This window comes from Lysobacter sp. yr284 (assembly GCF_900107375.1).
Classification (GTDB): Bacteria; Pseudomonadota; Gammaproteobacteria; order Xanthomonadales; family Xanthomonadaceae; genus Lysobacter.
Genome location: NZ_FNPT01000011.1, coordinates 63,940 through 77,929, shown reverse-complemented (window position 1 = coordinate 77,929; position 13,990 = coordinate 63,940). Strand labels below are relative to the sequence as shown.

Annotated in this window: 14 protein-coding genes and 2 riboswitches; of the genes, 9 read left to right on the top strand and 5 right to left on the bottom strand. The window is 72.4% G+C overall.

Annotation, left to right across the window (positions count from 1 at the left end; all coding sequences use genetic code 11):
* Positions 1-21: 21 nt before the first annotated feature.
* Together BLV01_RS16290 and mutM are read right to left on the bottom strand one after the other, a co-directional pair.
* Positions 22-594, bottom strand: coding sequence for an ECF-type sigma factor (locus BLV01_RS16290; RefSeq protein WP_091801964.1), 573 nt, complete (start codon positions 592-594; stop codon positions 22-24).
* A gap of 251 nt (positions 595-845) precedes the next feature.
* Positions 846-1,658 (bottom strand): bifunctional DNA-formamidopyrimidine glycosylase/DNA-(apurinic or apyrimidinic site) lyase, encoded by an 813-nt coding sequence (gene mutM, locus BLV01_RS16285; RefSeq protein ID WP_091801960.1) that lies wholly within the window; start codon positions 1,656-1,658, stop codon positions 846-848.
* An 86-nt stretch (positions 1,659-1,744) separates the two neighbouring features.
* Here mutM and BLV01_RS16280 point away from each other — a divergent pair, with 86 nt between their 5' ends.
* The 9 genes from BLV01_RS16280 (at position 1,745) to BLV01_RS16255 (ending at position 9,731) form a co-directional block, all read left to right on the top strand.
* Positions 1,745-2,776, top strand: a complete 1,032-nt coding sequence (locus tag BLV01_RS16280; RefSeq protein ID WP_091801957.1) for a CHAD domain-containing protein — start codon at positions 1,745-1,747, stop codon at positions 2,774-2,776.
* A gap of 381 nt (positions 2,777-3,157) precedes the next feature.
* On the top strand, positions 3,158-4,354 hold the full coding sequence (locus BLV01_RS16275; RefSeq protein WP_091801954.1) for a DesA family fatty acid desaturase: 1,197 nt from the start codon (positions 3,158-3,160) through the stop codon (positions 4,352-4,354).
* Positions 4,355-4,681: 327 nt separating this feature from the next.
* Positions 4,682-4,846 carry a hypothetical protein gene (locus BLV01_RS26340; RefSeq protein ID WP_175486013.1) on the top strand — a complete coding sequence of 55 codons (165 nt, stop codon included), beginning with the start codon at positions 4,682-4,684 and terminating at the stop codon, positions 4,844-4,846.
* A 95-nt stretch (positions 4,847-4,941) separates the two neighbouring features.
* Positions 4,942-5,115: a hypothetical protein gene (locus BLV01_RS26335; RefSeq protein WP_175486011.1), complete on the top strand. Its 174-nt coding sequence runs from the start codon at positions 4,942-4,944 to the stop codon at positions 5,113-5,115.
* A gap of 95 nt (positions 5,116-5,210) precedes the next feature.
* Positions 5,211-5,594 (top strand): EF-hand domain-containing protein, encoded by a 384-nt coding sequence (locus BLV01_RS16270; RefSeq protein ID WP_091801950.1) that lies wholly within the window; start codon positions 5,211-5,213, stop codon positions 5,592-5,594.
* A 227-nt stretch (positions 5,595-5,821) separates the two neighbouring features.
* Positions 5,822-6,640: a kanamycin nucleotidyltransferase C-terminal domain-containing protein gene (locus tag BLV01_RS16265; RefSeq protein ID WP_091801947.1), complete on the top strand. Its 819-nt coding sequence runs from the start codon at positions 5,822-5,824 to the stop codon at positions 6,638-6,640.
* Between the two features lie 222 nt (positions 6,641-6,862).
* Complete coding sequence (locus BLV01_RS26330; RefSeq protein WP_175486009.1) at positions 6,863-7,849, top strand: hypothetical protein; 987 nt, start codon at positions 6,863-6,865, stop codon at positions 7,847-7,849.
* On the top strand, positions 7,846-8,586 hold the full coding sequence (locus BLV01_RS26325; RefSeq protein WP_175486007.1) for an ABC transporter ATP-binding protein: 741 nt from the start codon (positions 7,846-7,848) through the stop codon (positions 8,584-8,586). The genes BLV01_RS26330 and BLV01_RS26325 overlap by 4 nt, the downstream gene beginning before the upstream one ends.
* A gap of 165 nt (positions 8,587-8,751) precedes the next feature.
* A riboswitch (glycine riboswitch) is annotated at positions 8,752-8,852 on the top strand.
* A 5-nt stretch (positions 8,853-8,857) separates the two neighbouring features.
* Positions 8,858-8,962: riboswitch (glycine riboswitch) on the top strand.
* Positions 8,963-9,125: 163 nt separating this feature from the next.
* Positions 9,126-9,731 carry a trimeric intracellular cation channel family protein gene (locus BLV01_RS16255; protein WP_091801944.1) on the top strand — a complete coding sequence of 202 codons (606 nt, stop codon included), beginning with the start codon at positions 9,126-9,128 and terminating at the stop codon, positions 9,729-9,731.
* Between the two features lies 1 nt (position 9,732).
* On the opposite strand, the gene BLV01_RS16250 is transcribed toward BLV01_RS16255, so the two are convergent.
* From BLV01_RS16250 to BLV01_RS16240, 3 genes are all read right to left on the bottom strand, one after another.
* Positions 9,733-10,311 (bottom strand): uracil-DNA glycosylase family protein, encoded by a 579-nt coding sequence (locus BLV01_RS16250; RefSeq protein ID WP_091801941.1) that lies wholly within the window; start codon positions 10,309-10,311, stop codon positions 9,733-9,735.
* A 250-nt stretch (positions 10,312-10,561) separates the two neighbouring features.
* Positions 10,562-12,226, bottom strand: a complete 1,665-nt coding sequence (locus BLV01_RS16245) for an MFS transporter (protein WP_091801938.1) — start codon at positions 12,224-12,226, stop codon at positions 10,562-10,564.
* A 232-nt stretch (positions 12,227-12,458) separates the two neighbouring features.
* Positions 12,459-13,808 (bottom strand): DcaP family trimeric outer membrane transporter, encoded by a 1,350-nt coding sequence (locus BLV01_RS16240; protein WP_091801936.1) that lies wholly within the window; start codon positions 13,806-13,808, stop codon positions 12,459-12,461.
* Between the last annotated feature and the right edge of the window lie 182 nt (positions 13,809-13,990).

The window sequence follows — 13,990 nt, the reverse complement described above, 5'->3', positions numbered from 1 at the left end:
CGGACCGCGGCGCGGGCGCGCTCAGCGGCCGGGTTCGTCCTGCAGCGACGCCAGCAGGAACAGCCGCGCCTTTTGCCAGTCGCGACGGATGCTGCGCTCGGAACGTTGCAGCAGCGCGGCGATTTCCAGCTCCGACAGGCCGGCGAAGTAGCGCAGCTCCACCACCTGGGCCAGGCGCTGGTCGACGCCGGCGAGCTTGGTCAGCGCCGAATCCAGGCCGAGGGTGTCCTCGTCCAGGCGCAGGCCGCCTTCGACGTCGTCGGGCAGTTCGGTGACGCGGTGCAGGTCGCCGCCGCGCTTCTGCGCCAGGCGCTGGCGCGCGTAGTCGACCACCACGCTGCGCATCGCGGATGCGGCGTAGGCGAAGAAATGCGCGCGATCGTCGAACTGCGCTTCGCGCCGGCCGACCAGCTTGAGATAGGCCTCGTGCACCAGCGCGGTGGCGTCCAGGGTCTGTCCGTGCTGGCCGGCGAGCTGGCGCCGGGCCATGGTGTGCAGTTCCTGGTAGAGCGTGGCGAGCACGCGGTCGAGCGCGCCGCGATCGCCCTCGCGGGCGGCGTCCAGCAGGATCGTGATGTCAGCGCTTTCGGCCATGTCGCCCCCAATTCGGTCCAGACTATAGCGCGTTCAGCTTGGCTTGGAAGCGACACAGGTGGCAGCAAACCTGCGCTGGAACGCTGCAATCGGCTGCCCTGAGGCGGCACCCTGGATGCACACGAATTGCCCCGCCGCGCTAACGCACGAAGCGCCGTCGCGATGACACGCCGGCGCACCGCAGCGATCAACGGCAAGCACGCGCCGATCCGGACACGCGTCGCGGCGCGGCGAGCGCGCCGCAGCCGCATTCAGCGTTGGCAATGGCCGCACCAGACCGTGGTGCGCTGGCCGATGCTGGCCTGCTTGAGCGGCCGCCCGCAGCGCGGGCAGGGCTCGCCGCCGCGGCCGTAGGCGGCCAGTTCCTGCTCGAAATAGCCCGGCGCGCCGTCGGGGCTGATGAAGTCGCGCAAGGTGGTGCCGCCGCGCTGGATCGCGTAGCCCAGGATCGCCTTGATCGCCCCGGCCAGCTCGGCGTAGCGCTCGCGCGAGACCTTGCCGGCCGCGCGCAGCGGCGACACGCCGGCGGCGAACAGCGCTTCGGCGGCGTAGATGTTGCCGACGCCGACCACGATTTTCTGATCCATCAAAAACGTTTTCACCGGCGCCTTGCGCCCGCGGCTGAGCGCGAACAGGTAGTCGCCGTCGAAGTCGTCCGACAGCGGCTCCGGGCCGAGATCGCGCAGCAGTTCGTGGGTCTCGCCGGGCGGCTGCCACAGCAGGCAGCCGAACCGGCGCGGGTCGTTGAAGCGCAGCACCCGGTCGTCGTCGAGCAGCAGGTCGACGTGGTCGTGGTCGCGCACCGGCGTGTCGGCCGGCAGCACGCGCAGGCTGCCGGACATGCCCAGGTGGAGCAGGGCGCTGCCGGCGGCGGTGTCGACCAGCAGGTACTTGGCGCGCCGGCGCACCGCGTCGATGCGCTGGCCGGGCAGGGTTTCCTCGATCGCCTCCGGGATCGGCCAGCGCAGGTCGGGCCGGCGCAGGATCGCGGTGACGACGTGACGGCCTTCCAGGTGCGGCGCGAGGCCGCGACGGGTGGTTTCGACTTCAGGCAATTCAGGCATGGTCCCAGCGTACTATCCCGTCCGGGCCGGCGCGCGCAGCGTCGGCGCGAAACGCTCTACGAATCCATGCGAAGCGGGAGTCCGCCATGCCGCAGGCCGAGGTCGAGGCAGTCGCCGAGGGAGCCGAATCCGCCGCGCCGTCCGCTGCGCCGCGCGCGCGGCCGCGCGGCTCGGACAGGCCGGGCGCGCAGGCCCGCCGGGCCGCGTCGCCGGCGCCGGCCGAATCGGGGCGCGCCGCCGCCGCGCGCACACCGCCGCAGCGCACCGGATCGCCCGACCGCCGCGGCGACACCGATGCGGCCAAGGCCGCGCGGCCGCCCGGCCAGCGCCTGCGCGCCCACGCCACGCGCGAGATCGACCAGGCCCTGGACGCGCTCGGCTGGGGCGGCAACCGCATCCACGCCGGCGTGCACCTGGCGCGCAAGAACCTGCGCCGCGCCCGCGCCACCCTGGCGCTGGGCGCGAACGGGCTGGGGCCGGGCGCGGCCCTGGTCGACCGCGAACTGCGCGCGCTCAACCGCGACCTGTCGCCGCTGCGCGATGCGCACGCGCTGGTCGAGACCCTCGACCGGCTGCTGCGCGGCGAACTCGCGCCGCAGGCGCGGACCTTGCTGGCGCGCGCGCGCCGCGCCGCCGCCGCCGCGCGCGCCGCGGCGGCGCGCCGTTCGCGCGAGGACGACCCGGGGCTGGGCCGTCGCCGCGCCCTGCTGCAGGTGCTGCGCGCCGCGTTGCGCGCGATGCCGTGGGCGCAACTGCAGCCCGGACACTGGCGCGAGGCGGTCGCGGCGAGCCTGCAACGCGTGGCCCGCGCCGGCGAACGCGCCCGCGCCAGCGGCGGCGACGAGGACTGGCACGACTGGCGCCGGCGCGCGCGGCGACTGTCGCAGCAACAGCGCGCGCTCAAGAGCGCCGGGCTCGGCGCGGACGCGCCGAAGTTCGACAAGCGCCAGATCGAGCGGCTCGGCGAGGCGCAGGACCTGAACCTGCTGCTGGACCACTGCGGCAAGGGTTCGCCGTTCGCCAAGGCCGAGCGCGGCGCGCTCAAGGCGTTCGCGCGCGGCGAGCTGGCCGCGGCGCGCGAGCGCATCCAGGGCGGCGGGGCGCCCGCGCAGGCATAGCCGGCGGCGACGCCTTCGCGGGGGCGCGGTCGCGGCTGGCGCCGCTCCTGCAGAGCGGCCGCGCAGCTTCGCTTCCGACTGGAGGAGCGGCGCCAGCCGCGACCGCGGAGCCGCCCGCTCGCGGCGCAATTCCGGCCTCCACGCCACCGCCGTCACCCGGTTTTCTGAACCGTACAGGCCCCCGTCGTCCGCCTGAACCGCCGCGTCCTGCCCGGTCCGCCGAGGCTTGCCCGTTGGAATTCACGACCCCATCACAGCCTTCGGCCGGCCGTACCGGCGCGAACGGTGGAGCCGAAGTGGCATCATCGGCTATACAACTGTCCTTTAATTGCCCCGCCACCCCAACGGCTGCCGCCAGCCATCGCTGCCCCGGAGTTCGCAATGCCCGCGTCCCTGATCGATTTCCTCGCCGGCGGCCTGGTCCAGGCCCGCTTTTGGGAATTGGCCGTGTATTTCCTGGTGGTGACCCAGCTCACCATCTTGTCGGTCACCTTGTACCTGCACCGCTCGATGGCGCACCGCTCGGTCGACTTCCACCCGGTGCTGGCGCACTTGTTCCGCTTCTGGACCTGGCTGACCACCTCGATGATCACCAAGGAGTGGGCGGCGATCCATCGCAAGCACCACGCCAAGTGCGAGACCGAGGACGACCCGCACAGCCCGCAGTTCAAGGGCATCGACACGGTGATGTGGCGCGGCGTGGAGCTGTACCGCCAGGCCCGCAGCGAGCGCGAGGACATCGAGAAGTACGGCAAGGGCTGCCCGGACGACTGGATCGAACGCAAGCTCTACACCCCGCACGCGACCATGGGCCCGGTGCTGCTGCTGTTCCTGAGCTTCGCCCTGTTCGGTTTCGCCGGCGTGGCGATCTGGGCGCTGCAGATGGTGTGGATCCCGTTCTGGGCCGCCGGCGTAGTCAACGGCCTGGGCCATTGGTGGGGCTACCGCAACTTCGAGACCACCGACACCGCGACCAACCTGACCCCGTGGGGCTTCTGGATCGGCGGCGAGGAACTGCACAACAACCACCACGCGTTCCCGAGCTCGGCCAAGTTCGCTCTGCGCAAGTGGGAGTTCGACATCGGCTGGACCGCGATCCGCGGCCTCGCCGCGCTGCGCCTGGCCAAGGTGCTGCGGGTCGCGCCGACGCTCGACGTGCGCCCCAACATCGCCATGCCCGACGGCGAAACGCTCAAGGCGCTGCTGGCGATCCGCTTCCAGGCCATGACCGACTTCTACCGCAACGTGACCCTGCCGACCCTGCGCGAAGACGCCGGCGACCGCATGCGCGCGCTGCCGCGGCGCCTGCGCAAGGGCCTGGCCGACGGCGGCCGCTGGCTCGACGACGGCGCCCGCGCGCGCCTGCAGACCTGGGTGGCCGAGCGTCCGCGCATGGCCCAGCTGGCCGATTTCCGCCAGCGCCTGGCGCAGGTGCTCGACGACCGCTCGCACGACGCCCAGGCCACCCTGCAGCGCCTGCACGCCTGGTGCCTGGAAGCCGAGGCCAGCGGCATCCACACCCTGCAGGCGTTCTCCGAACGGCTCAAGGGCTACGCCCTGGCGCCCGTGCGGCACTGACCGTCGCGCAGCGCCAGGCGATACCGACCAACCCGCGCTCCGGCGCGGGTTTGTTTTTGTGCGGACGAGACGCCGGTCCGTCCGCGCCGACGCGGCGCGGATAGCGTCGTGGGCTTGGGAATTCCGGCGCCGCTGTCCGGCCGCGCCGCACACGGAGGTGGCGCATGCCCGCGGATCGACCGTCCACGCCCCGCCGCCTCCCCTGCGCCCGCGCGCGCCGCGCGCCGCCCGCCTCCGGCTTGAGCCTCCAGGGACGAACCCACCATCCGTGACCGCGCCCGCGCCACGGACCGGCGCCCGCGATCGCACGCGCAAGGAGAGAGCACGATGAAACTGTTCCGCAGCAAGCGCTTCAAACTGCTGGCCGTGTCGGCGCTGTTCGCCGCCGGCCTGGGCTTCGGCGCCGCGCAGGCCGGTGCGACGCAGGAATGCTTCCCCTCCGACAACTGCCCGCACGGCGCCTGGGTCGGCGGCTGCTGCGATCCGGCCTGAGCCGCCGGCGAACCGCCGCGGGCCGCCCGCATCCGGCGCCGCCGGTGCGACGGCGCGCGGTCTTTCCCGCCAACGCCCCTTTCCAGGAGAACGCCATGAAGCACCTGCGTACCCGCCGCGCCCGCGCCTTGTTGCTGGCCGTGCTGTTCGCCGCCGGCATCGGTTTCGGCGCCGCCCAGGCCGACACCAAATACGCCGAGGGCTGCGCGCCCAAGTCCGGCTGCCAGTTCGGCGGCACCCGCTTCGGCTGCTGCGTCGACGACAGCTGACGCGGCCGCGGCCGGCGCCGCGCGCGCCGGCCGCACCCTTGCCGGCCGCGCCCGCGCGCGGCAGGCTGCGCGCTCCCCCCTACGCGGATGCGCGCATGCGCCTGCCCACGTTCCGCCTGCCGGCCTCGGCGCCGTCGCTTTCCGCGTTGCTCGCGCTCGCGCTGTGCGCCCTGCCGGCGGCGGCGCCGGCGCAGGAAGTGGCCTCTACCGGCGACTACCTCGCGCGCATGGACGCCGACCGCGACGGCCGGGTGTCGCTGCTGGAGTACCAGGACTGGCTCAGCTACGCCTTCGACGCGATGGACGCCAACCGCGACGGCGTCCTCGACGCGTCCGAGCAACCGGCCAGCGGCCGCGGCGCGCGCGCCCCGCTGACCCGCGAAGCGCACCGCAAGACCCTGGCCGAGCGCTTCGCCCGCCAGGACCGCAACCGCGACGGTTTCCTCGACGCGCGCGAGCTGGCTTCGCCGCCGCAGTGACCGCGTGGCCGCGCCCGCGCGTGTAAGCGCGGCGCGCGCTGCGGCCGTGGGGTAACCGGTCGCGGCGCGCATGCGCTTTCGCGCTCGCGCCGCTTTTGCAGGCACCACCGATGCGGCCGCGCCGCGGCGAGCGGATGCGCCGTCTATCCCACCGCAAGCGCCGTGCGCGTCGCAACGCCCGCATTGCGCAATTGCCGCGCGCGCGATGCGCGTGGTAACTAGTCGCGATGGATTACGCACTGCCCCAGGGCGAACTCGACACCCTGTTCGCCGGACCGCAATCGGTCGCTTCCGAGCAACGCCGCGACCTCGTCGCCCTCATCCTCGAACGCCTGCGCCAGCGCTTCGGCGAACGCCTGCTGGCGGTGGCGCTGTACGGCTCCACCGCGCGCGACAGCGACGGGCCGTATTCCGACCTGGAGCTGTGGGCGGTGCTCGACGACGCCGCGTTCGGCGCCGACTTCGACGAATCGCTGGAGTGGGTGCACGGCCGCGGCAAGGCCGAGGTCAACCTGATGTCGCGCAGCGCGGTGGAAGCGTTCGCGCGCGACGTCGAGGAGACCTGGCCGATCAGCCACGGCCAGTTCGTGCATGCGCGCGCGCTGTGGATCGCGCCGGACCACGGCGCGCTGTTCGAGACCCTGCGCTCGCTGGCCGCGCACCCCGACGACGCGGCGGTGGAGCGGGCCATGGCCGAGATCGTCGTCGGCGAGCTGTACGAACTGGTCGGCAAGCTGCGCAACCGCTATGCGCGCAAGCCGCTGGCGCTGCTGGCCGGCGACTTCGCCGTGCACCTGGCCTGCCTGGTCGGCCTGGCCGAGCGCCATGTCTATGCCAGCGCCGGCACGATGTTCGACGAAGCCGCCGACCTGCCGGGGCCGGACGGCGCGGTGGAGCTGTACCGGCTGGTCGCGCGCGGCGAACTCGGCGACGAGGCGGTGCTGGTCGCGGCGCTGGAGCGGGCCTGGGCCGGGGTCGAGGCGTGGGCGCGCGAGGTCGCGCTGGTTGACGCGCTGCAGCGGCGCTGCGTGGCGGGCGAGCGCTGAGGCGTCGCCGGGGCCGACAGGACAGCGTCGGGCCTGAAGGCCCTCCCACAGCAGCCCGGGCTTGGGCTGTTGTGGGAGGGCCTTTTCGTAGGAGCCTTTTTGGAAGGGCCTGTGTTTCGGAAGGGCCTGTGTGGGAGGGCCTTCAGGCCCGACGCTTCCGGCTCCGGTCGCCGCGCCCGCCCGAGCGCCGCCGCGCCCACCCATCCGCGCTACCCTCGCCGCATGCCGCCCCTGTTCCATCCTTGGCTGCGCGAAGCCCGCCTCGCCGCCCTGCGCGGCGGCGGTTGGCGGCGTTGGCGCGGCGGCCTGGCGATGCTGGCGGCGGTCGCCGCGGCCGGCCCGCTGCTGCGCGCGTTCGGCGGCGAAGCCGCCGCCCTGTCGGCCGCCGTGCCGCGGCTGGTCGCGCAGTTGCCGCTGCCGTTCGTACTGCTCGCGCTGGCCTGCGCCTACGCCAGCGCCCGCGCGCGCCTGGGCGCGCTCGACGACACCCTGCGCCACGGCTGGTGGGCGGCCGCGCCAGTGGCGCCGGCGCGGGTCACCCGCACCCTGGTGCTGCTGGCCGCGCTCGGCGCCGCGGCGGCGCTGTCGGCGACGGCGGCGTTGCTGCTCGCGCTCGGCGGCGACGGCGCGCGCCTGCGCACCGCGTTCGCGGTGCTCGCCGCCGGTCTCGTCCCTGGCGTCGCGCTCGGCCTGGCGGCCGCGCTGCGCCAGCGCCGGCGGCCGGCCCAGCGGGTGCGCGAAGGCGCGCGCGAGCCGCTGTTCGGCCTGCGCTGGCTCGACGACGCGCGCCTGCCGCACCTGTGCGACTGGCAGCGGCGCGAGGCGCTGCTGCGCTGGCGCCGCGGCGGCCACGCCTGGATGCTCGGCGCGGTGCTGATGGCGATGCCGGGCTCGACCGCGCTGGCCAGCGGCGCCGGGGTGTTGCTGATCGCCACCGCGCTGGCCTGGTTCAGCCTGCTCGCGCAGGCCTGCGCCGCGGCGAGCGCCGCCGCCGCGCGCGCGCTGGCGGCGCTGCCGGTGCCGCGCCGCGGCTTCGCCCGCGCGGCCTGGCGCTATCCGGCCTTCGCTTTCGCCTGCGCCTGCGCGCTGGCGGCGGCCGGTGCGGGCCTGCTCGGCCTGGGCTGGCGCGCCGCGCCGGCGTTGCTGGCCGCCGCCGCGTTGCTGTGCGCGCCGGCGCTGGCGGCCCTGCGCGCGGAGCGGCGGCCGTGAGCCCGGCCCTGCAACTGCAAGGCCTGCACCACCGCTACGACGAACACGCGGTGCTGCACGGCATCGACCTGAGCCTGGCGCCGGGCGACTTCACCGCCCTGATCGGCCCCAACGGCTCGGGCAAGACCACCTTGCTGCACTGCCTGGCCGGCCTGTTGCGGCCGAGCGCGGGACGGGTGCTGATCGGCGGCCACGACCTCGCCCGCGAGCCGCTCGCGGCCAAGCGCGCGCTCGGCTTCGCGGTCGATCCGGCGCGGCTGCCGCCGCTGCTGAGCGGCCGCGAATGCCTGCGCCTGTTCGCCGGCGCGCGCGGCCTGGACGCGATTCCCGAACCGACCCTGGCGCTGTGCGCGACGCTGTCGCTGCAGCCGATGCTGGAGCGCCGCATCGGCCAGTACTCGCTGGGCACGCGGCAGAAACTGGCGATCGCGCTGGGTCTGCTCGGCGAGCCGCCGCTGCTGGTGCTGGACGAACCGCTCAACGGCCTCGACCCGCTCAGCGCCTACGCGCTCAAGCGCCACCTGCAGCGACTGGCGCGCGAGCGCGGCGTGGCGGTGTTGCTGGCCACGCATTCGCTGGACGTGGCCGAGCGCTTCATCACCCGCGCCGCGTTGCTGGTCGAAGGACGCCTGCGGCGGCAGTGGGACGCGGGCGAACTGGATGCGATCCGCGCCGATCCGGCGGGTTCGCTGGAGCAGTCGATGATCGACGCGCTGGCGGGCGATCGCGCCGAGTAGCGCGGGGCCGGGGCGGCGGCGCGCGCTGCGGTCCGCGGACGTCCCGCCTGCGTCGTCGGCGCGGGGTCGCGGCTCGCGCCGCGCCTGCGGGCCGATCGCGAAGCCGGCGCGCGCGCAACGGACCGATCCGGACGCGCGGCGTCCGCGGCGCCGCTGTTACCATGCCGCCCGTTCGCAGAAGAGAGGCGCCGGCCCATGGCCGCCGCCCGCCGAAGGCGCAGGCTCCCATAATCGCTCAGGCCCGGTTTTTAGAACCGGAACACTGCAACGACATCGCCGATCTGGAGAGAGGCCGCAACGACGGCCCACCGAAGGGGCAAGCGGCCCGGCCATGCCGGCGCCGCGCAAACTCTCAGGTAAAAGGACAGCGGGAGCGGCGCCGCGGCCGAGGCTGCGGAAACCGATGCGCATCGCTGCGCGCGCCTTCGCGCGCGCGCAGTCCCGCCGTCCGCCTGCGTCCGCCCCGCGACGCGGCGCCCTGCGCGCGCATCCGTCTCCGCCGCCGCCGCGGTTTCCCGACCTTCGCCGGAGACCCGCCCGTGTTGCTGCAGATCATCTACCTCATCGCCATCAGCGCCGAAGCCATGACCGGCGCGCTCGCCGCCGGGCGCCGGCGCATGGACCTGTTCGGCGTGGTCATCATCGCCTGCGTCACCGCGCTCGGCGGCGGCTCGCTGCGCGACATCGTGCTCGGCCACTATCCGCTGGGCTGGGTCCGCCATCCCGAATACCTGGGCTACACCGTCGGCGCCGCGTTCGCGGCGACCTTCCTGGCCAAGAAGCTGCACTACCTGCGCCGCACCTTCCTGTGGCTGGACGCGCTGGGCCTGATCGCCTTCACCCTGATCGGCTGCGCGGTGGCGCGCGAAGGCGGCCACCAGCCGGCGATCGTGGTCGTCGCCGGCATGCTCACCGGCGCGTTCGGCGGGGTGCTGCGCGACGTGCTGTGCAACGAGATCCCGCTGGTGTTCCAGCGCGAACTGTATGCGGTGATTTCGCTGCTGACCGGCGTGGCCTATCTGGCGTTGCTGCGCTGGGGCGTGGCCGAGAACGTCGCGGTGCTGGCCTGCCTCGGCGGCGGATTCGCCGTGCGCCTGATGGCGATCCGCTACGAATGGGAAATGCCGAAGTTCGTCTACCAGTGACTCACCCGGCCAGCGCCTGCGCGACGCGGTCGCGTAGCGCCGGCACCAGCTCGCGTTCGAACCATGGATTGCGCTTGAGCCACAGGTTGTTGCGCGGGCTCGGATGCGGCAGCGCGACCAACCGCGGCCACTGCGCGCGCCAATCCAGCACCGCCTCGGTCAGCGAGGCCGCACCCGGCAGATGCCAGGCCTGCGCGTACTGGCCGACCGCGAGGGTCAGGCGCACGCCATGCAGCTGCGGCAGCAGCTGCGGCAGCCACGCCGGCGCGCATTCCGGCCGCGGCGGCAGATCGCCGGACTTGCCTTTGCCGGGATAGCAGAACCCCATCGGCACGATCGCCACGCGCGCGGCGTCGTAGAAGGTGTCGCGGTCCAGCCCGAGCCAGGCGCGCAAGCGCTCGCCGCTGGCGTCGTCGAACGGAATGCCGGATTCGTGCACCTTGCGCCCCGGCGCCTGCCCCGCGATCAGCAGCCGCGCGGTGGCGCTGGCCTGCAGCACCGGCCGCACGCCGTGCGGCAGGTGCGCGGCGCACAGGGTGCAGGCGCGGACCTCGCGCAGCAGGGCGGGGAGGGAGGGCATGGGCTTTATGGTAGTTCGGACTTGGGCCCTGGAACGGCGACAAGCAGCGGTGCCTGCGCGTTGTCGTCGTCCCCGCGAAGGCGGGGATCCAGAGACTCCACAGATATGTCGCGATGAAGCCCTGGATCCCCGCCTTCGCGGGGACGACGGCATGTAGCAGGCGCAGCGGCTCGTAGCCTTCCCGATTCCCGATTCCCCAAAAAACTGCGCCGGCCCGAAGGCCGGCGCAGTCGTGCGAAGCGACGCCCGATCACTCGGTGATATCGCGATCCTTCGTTTCCGGCAGGAACAGCGCGCCGATCACCACCGTCAGCGCCGCCACGATCACCGGGTACCACAGGCCACTGTAGATGTTGCCGGTGGCCGCCACGATCGCGAACGCGGTGAACGGCAGGAAGCCGCCGAACCAGCCGTTGCCGATGTGGTACGGCAGCGACATCGAGGTGTAGCGGATGCGGGTCGGGAACAGTTCCACCAGCCATGCGGCGATCGGGCCGTAGACCATGGTCACCAGCAGCACCAGGAAGGTCAGCAGCGCGATCACCGCCGGCTTGTTGATCTGCGCCGGATCGGCCTTGGCCGGGTAGCCGGCCTTGGCCAGGGCGTCGGTCAACTGCTTGCCGAACGCATCCGACTGGGCCTTGAACGCGGCGCTGTCCAGCGCTTCGCCTTCGAAGCTGCTCAGCGCGGTGCCGCCGATGCTCACCGTGGCCACGCTGCCGGCCGGGCCGGGCGCGTTCTGGTAGGGAATGCCCTTCTTCGCCAGCGCCGACTTGATCACGTCGCAGGACTGCTTGAACGTGGCCTTGCCGACCGGATCGAACTGGAACGCGCAGCGCGCCGGATCGGCGGTGACGGTGACCGGCGAAGCGGCGACCGCGGCTTCCAGCGCCGGGTTGACGTTGTGGGTGATCGCCTTGAACACCGGGAAGTAGGTGACCACCGCGAGCAGGCAGCCGCCGAGCACGATCACCTTGCGTCCGATCTTGTCCGACAGCCAGCCGAAGAACACGAAGCCGCCGGTGGCCAGGGCCAGCGCGATGGCGATGAAGATGTCGGCCTGGTTGGGGTCCATGCCGAGCGTCTTGGTCAGGAAGAACAGCGAATAGAACTGGCCGCCGTACCACACCACCGCCTGGCCCGCGGTCGCGCCGAGCAGGGCCAGCAACGCGATCTTGCCGTTCTTGGAGAAGAAGCTCTCGGTGATCGGCGCCTTGGAGGTCTTGCCCTCGGCCTTCATCTGCTGGAACAGCGGCGATTCGGCCAGCTGCATGCGGATCCACACCGACACGCCGAGCAGGATCACCGACACCCAGAACGGAATGCGCCAGCCCCAGGACTCGAATTCTTCCTTGCCCAGGTAGTTGCGGCAGCCCCAGATCACCAGCAGCGACAGGAACAGGCCGATGGTCGCGGTGGTCTGGATGAAGCTGGTGTACAGGCCGCGCTTGCCGTTGGGCGCGTGCTCGGCCACATACGTGGCCGCGCCGCCGTACTCGCCGCCCAGGGCCAGGCCCTGCAGCAGGCGCAGCACGATCAGGATGATCGGCGCGAGGATGCCGAGCGTGGCGTAGCTGGGCAGGATGCCGACCAGGAACGTCGACAGGCCCATCAGCACGATGGTGACCAGGAAGGTGTACTTGCGCCCGATCATGTCGCCCAGGCGGCCGAACACCAGCGCGCCGAACGGCCGCACCGCGAAGCCGGCGGCGAAGGCGAGCAGGGCGAAGATGAACTGGCTGGTCTCGTTGAGGCCGCCGAAGAACTGCTTGCCGATGATCACGGCGAGCGAGCCGTACAGATAGAAGTCGTACCACTCGAACACGGTGCCGAGGCTGGAGGCGAAGATCACCTTGCGGTGGTCCTTGGTCAGCGGCGCCGAGGGCGAGGCGGAACTGGCGGTGGTGCTGGACATGGGCTGTTCCCCCGAACAGTGGATGGAAGCGGGCCGGAGCCCGCCGGGGCGTTTTTCTTTTCGTCTTGCCGCGCGGTGTCGTGCCGGCCGCGTCGAATCCTTCATCCCGTCGTCCCCGCGAACGCGGGGATCCAGGGCGTTTCGTGCGAGAGCGCTTGAGGTTCCTGGATCCCCGCCTTCGCGGGGATGACGATTCCGGGACGATGCGGTCGCCGCCCCGGCGTCGCTTCGATCAGAAGCTGTACTTCACGTGCGTCTGCAAGCGATTGAGCTCGCCCTTCTCGCCGGTCTCGATCTCGCGCTGGCCCCAGATGTACTCCGCGCCGATGTCGAGCTTCGGGATCGGCGTGTAGATCAGGTTGACGTGCGCGGACTGCGCCGACTTGGTGATGCCCAATCCGGTCAGCGCGGTCTGGTTGTCGTACTGCGCGCGCGAATAGAACAGGTTGCCGCGCAGCTTCGGGCTGAACACATGGCGCCAGCCGACGAAGCCGGCGACTAGGTCGATGTTCTCCAGGTCGCCAGTGGCGTCGAGCACCGCGTCGTTGTTGAGCGCCAGGCCGACGTAGCGGCCGATGCCGCTGCCGGCGGTGACCATGTAGCGCAGGTCGTCGCTGGCGCCGACGTTCCACTTGCCCGACACGCTCAGGCCGTAGCCGGTGGCGCTGTCGTTGATCCGGCCGGACTGGTACTTGAGCTGCCGCGCCAGCGCGCCGACGCTGAAGTGGCCCCAGTCGCCCTTGGCGGTGTAGCGCGCGGTCACGTCGGGCACCGCGCCGTCGTCGCCGGCGACCTGGGCCATGTTGCCGCGGTAGGGCGTGTACACGGTCTCGGGGTTCTCCACCGAGAACGACCACGGCCCGCTGGTGTAGCGCAACTGCGCCTGGCGCACGAACACCGTGCCTTCGGTCGGGCCGAGGAAGTCGACCGTGTCCGGCAGCGCGTTGGCGTCCTGGAAGTTCGACCAGGTCTGGCCGGCCAGCCACTTGTTCCAGGTCACGTAGGCGTGGCGCAGGGTCAGCGCGTAGGTGTTGGTGGCGACTTCGTTGCCGGTGAAGGCGGTCGAGCCGCCGCCGAACAGGTCGAATTCCAGATAGCCCTTGAGCTTGTCGCCGCTGTCCAGGTCGGTGTCGGCGGCGAACCAGAAGCGCGAGAAGTTCGCGCCCATGTCGGTATCGCTGCCGCCTTCGCGGGTGGCCTTGCCGCCCACAGGGATCGCCTTGGGCACGTAGAACAGGCGTCCGACCGAACCGTCGGCGATATCGCCGGCGTCGGTCGAGGTGACCGAGGCGTCGAGCTTGATGAAGCCGCCGTAGCTGAAGCGCGTGCCCGGGTTGGCCGAAGGGCTGATCGTGGTCGACTGGATCGGATTCTTGGCCGCGGGCGCCGCCGTCGCCGCCAGCGCGGGCGCGGGCGACGCGGCCTGCGCGGCCTTGACCTCGGTGACCTGGGTCTGCACTTGCTGTTGCTGCGAGGCCAGTTGCTGGACCATGCGTTCCAGTTCGGCCACCCGCGCTTCGAGCGCTTTCTCCCTGGCGGTCTGGGCCAGGACGTGGCCGGGCGCCAACAGCGCCAGCAGCACGCAGGCTGCCAGCAGCGAGCGGCCGCGTCCGGCATGGTTTCCGGCGTGCGCCCCCGCGCCGCGTGTGAGCAGGCTAGACAACATCGCGATTCCCTCCCGAGGAATGCCGCCCGGAACGAGCGGCCGCGGCCAGCCTGCGCGCCGCGGCCGCGACGCCACCATTCGCCATTGGTCGAAAAAAG

Bases quoted from the DNA above. Each gene is read 5' to 3' on its own strand.
- BLV01_RS26340 (WP_175486013.1), top strand. From the start codon at position 4,682: ATGAAACTGTTCCGCAGCAAGCGCTTCAAACTGCTGGCCGTGTCGGCG.
- BLV01_RS16275 (WP_091801954.1), top strand. From the start codon at position 3,158: ATGCCCGCGTCCCTGATCGATTTCCTCGCCGGCGGCCTGGTCCAGGCC.
- BLV01_RS16270 (WP_091801950.1), top strand. From the start codon at position 5,211: ATGCGCCTGCCCACGTTCCGCCTGCCGGCCTCGGCGCCGTCGCTTTCC.
- BLV01_RS16250 (WP_091801941.1), bottom strand. From the start codon at position 10,311: ATGCCCTCCCTCCCCGCCCTGCTGCGCGAGGTCCGCGCCTGCACCCTG.
- BLV01_RS16290 (WP_091801964.1), bottom strand. From the start codon at position 594: ATGGCCGAAAGCGCTGACATCACGATCCTGCTGGACGCCGCCCGCGAG.
- BLV01_RS26335 (WP_175486011.1), top strand. From the start codon at position 4,942: ATGAAGCACCTGCGTACCCGCCGCGCCCGCGCCTTGTTGCTGGCCGTG.
- mutM (WP_091801960.1), bottom strand. From the start codon at position 1,658: ATGCCTGAATTGCCTGAAGTCGAAACCACCCGTCGCGGCCTCGCGCCG.
- BLV01_RS16265 (WP_091801947.1), top strand. From the start codon at position 5,822: ATGGATTACGCACTGCCCCAGGGCGAACTCGACACCCTGTTCGCCGGA.
- BLV01_RS26330 (WP_175486009.1), top strand. From the start codon at position 6,863: ATGCCGCCCCTGTTCCATCCTTGGCTGCGCGAAGCCCGCCTCGCCGCC.
- BLV01_RS16245 (WP_091801938.1), bottom strand. From the start codon at position 12,226: ATGTCCAGCACCACCGCCAGTTCCGCCTCGCCCTCGGCGCCGCTGACC.
- BLV01_RS16280 (WP_091801957.1), top strand. From the start codon at position 1,745: ATGCCGCAGGCCGAGGTCGAGGCAGTCGCCGAGGGAGCCGAATCCGCC.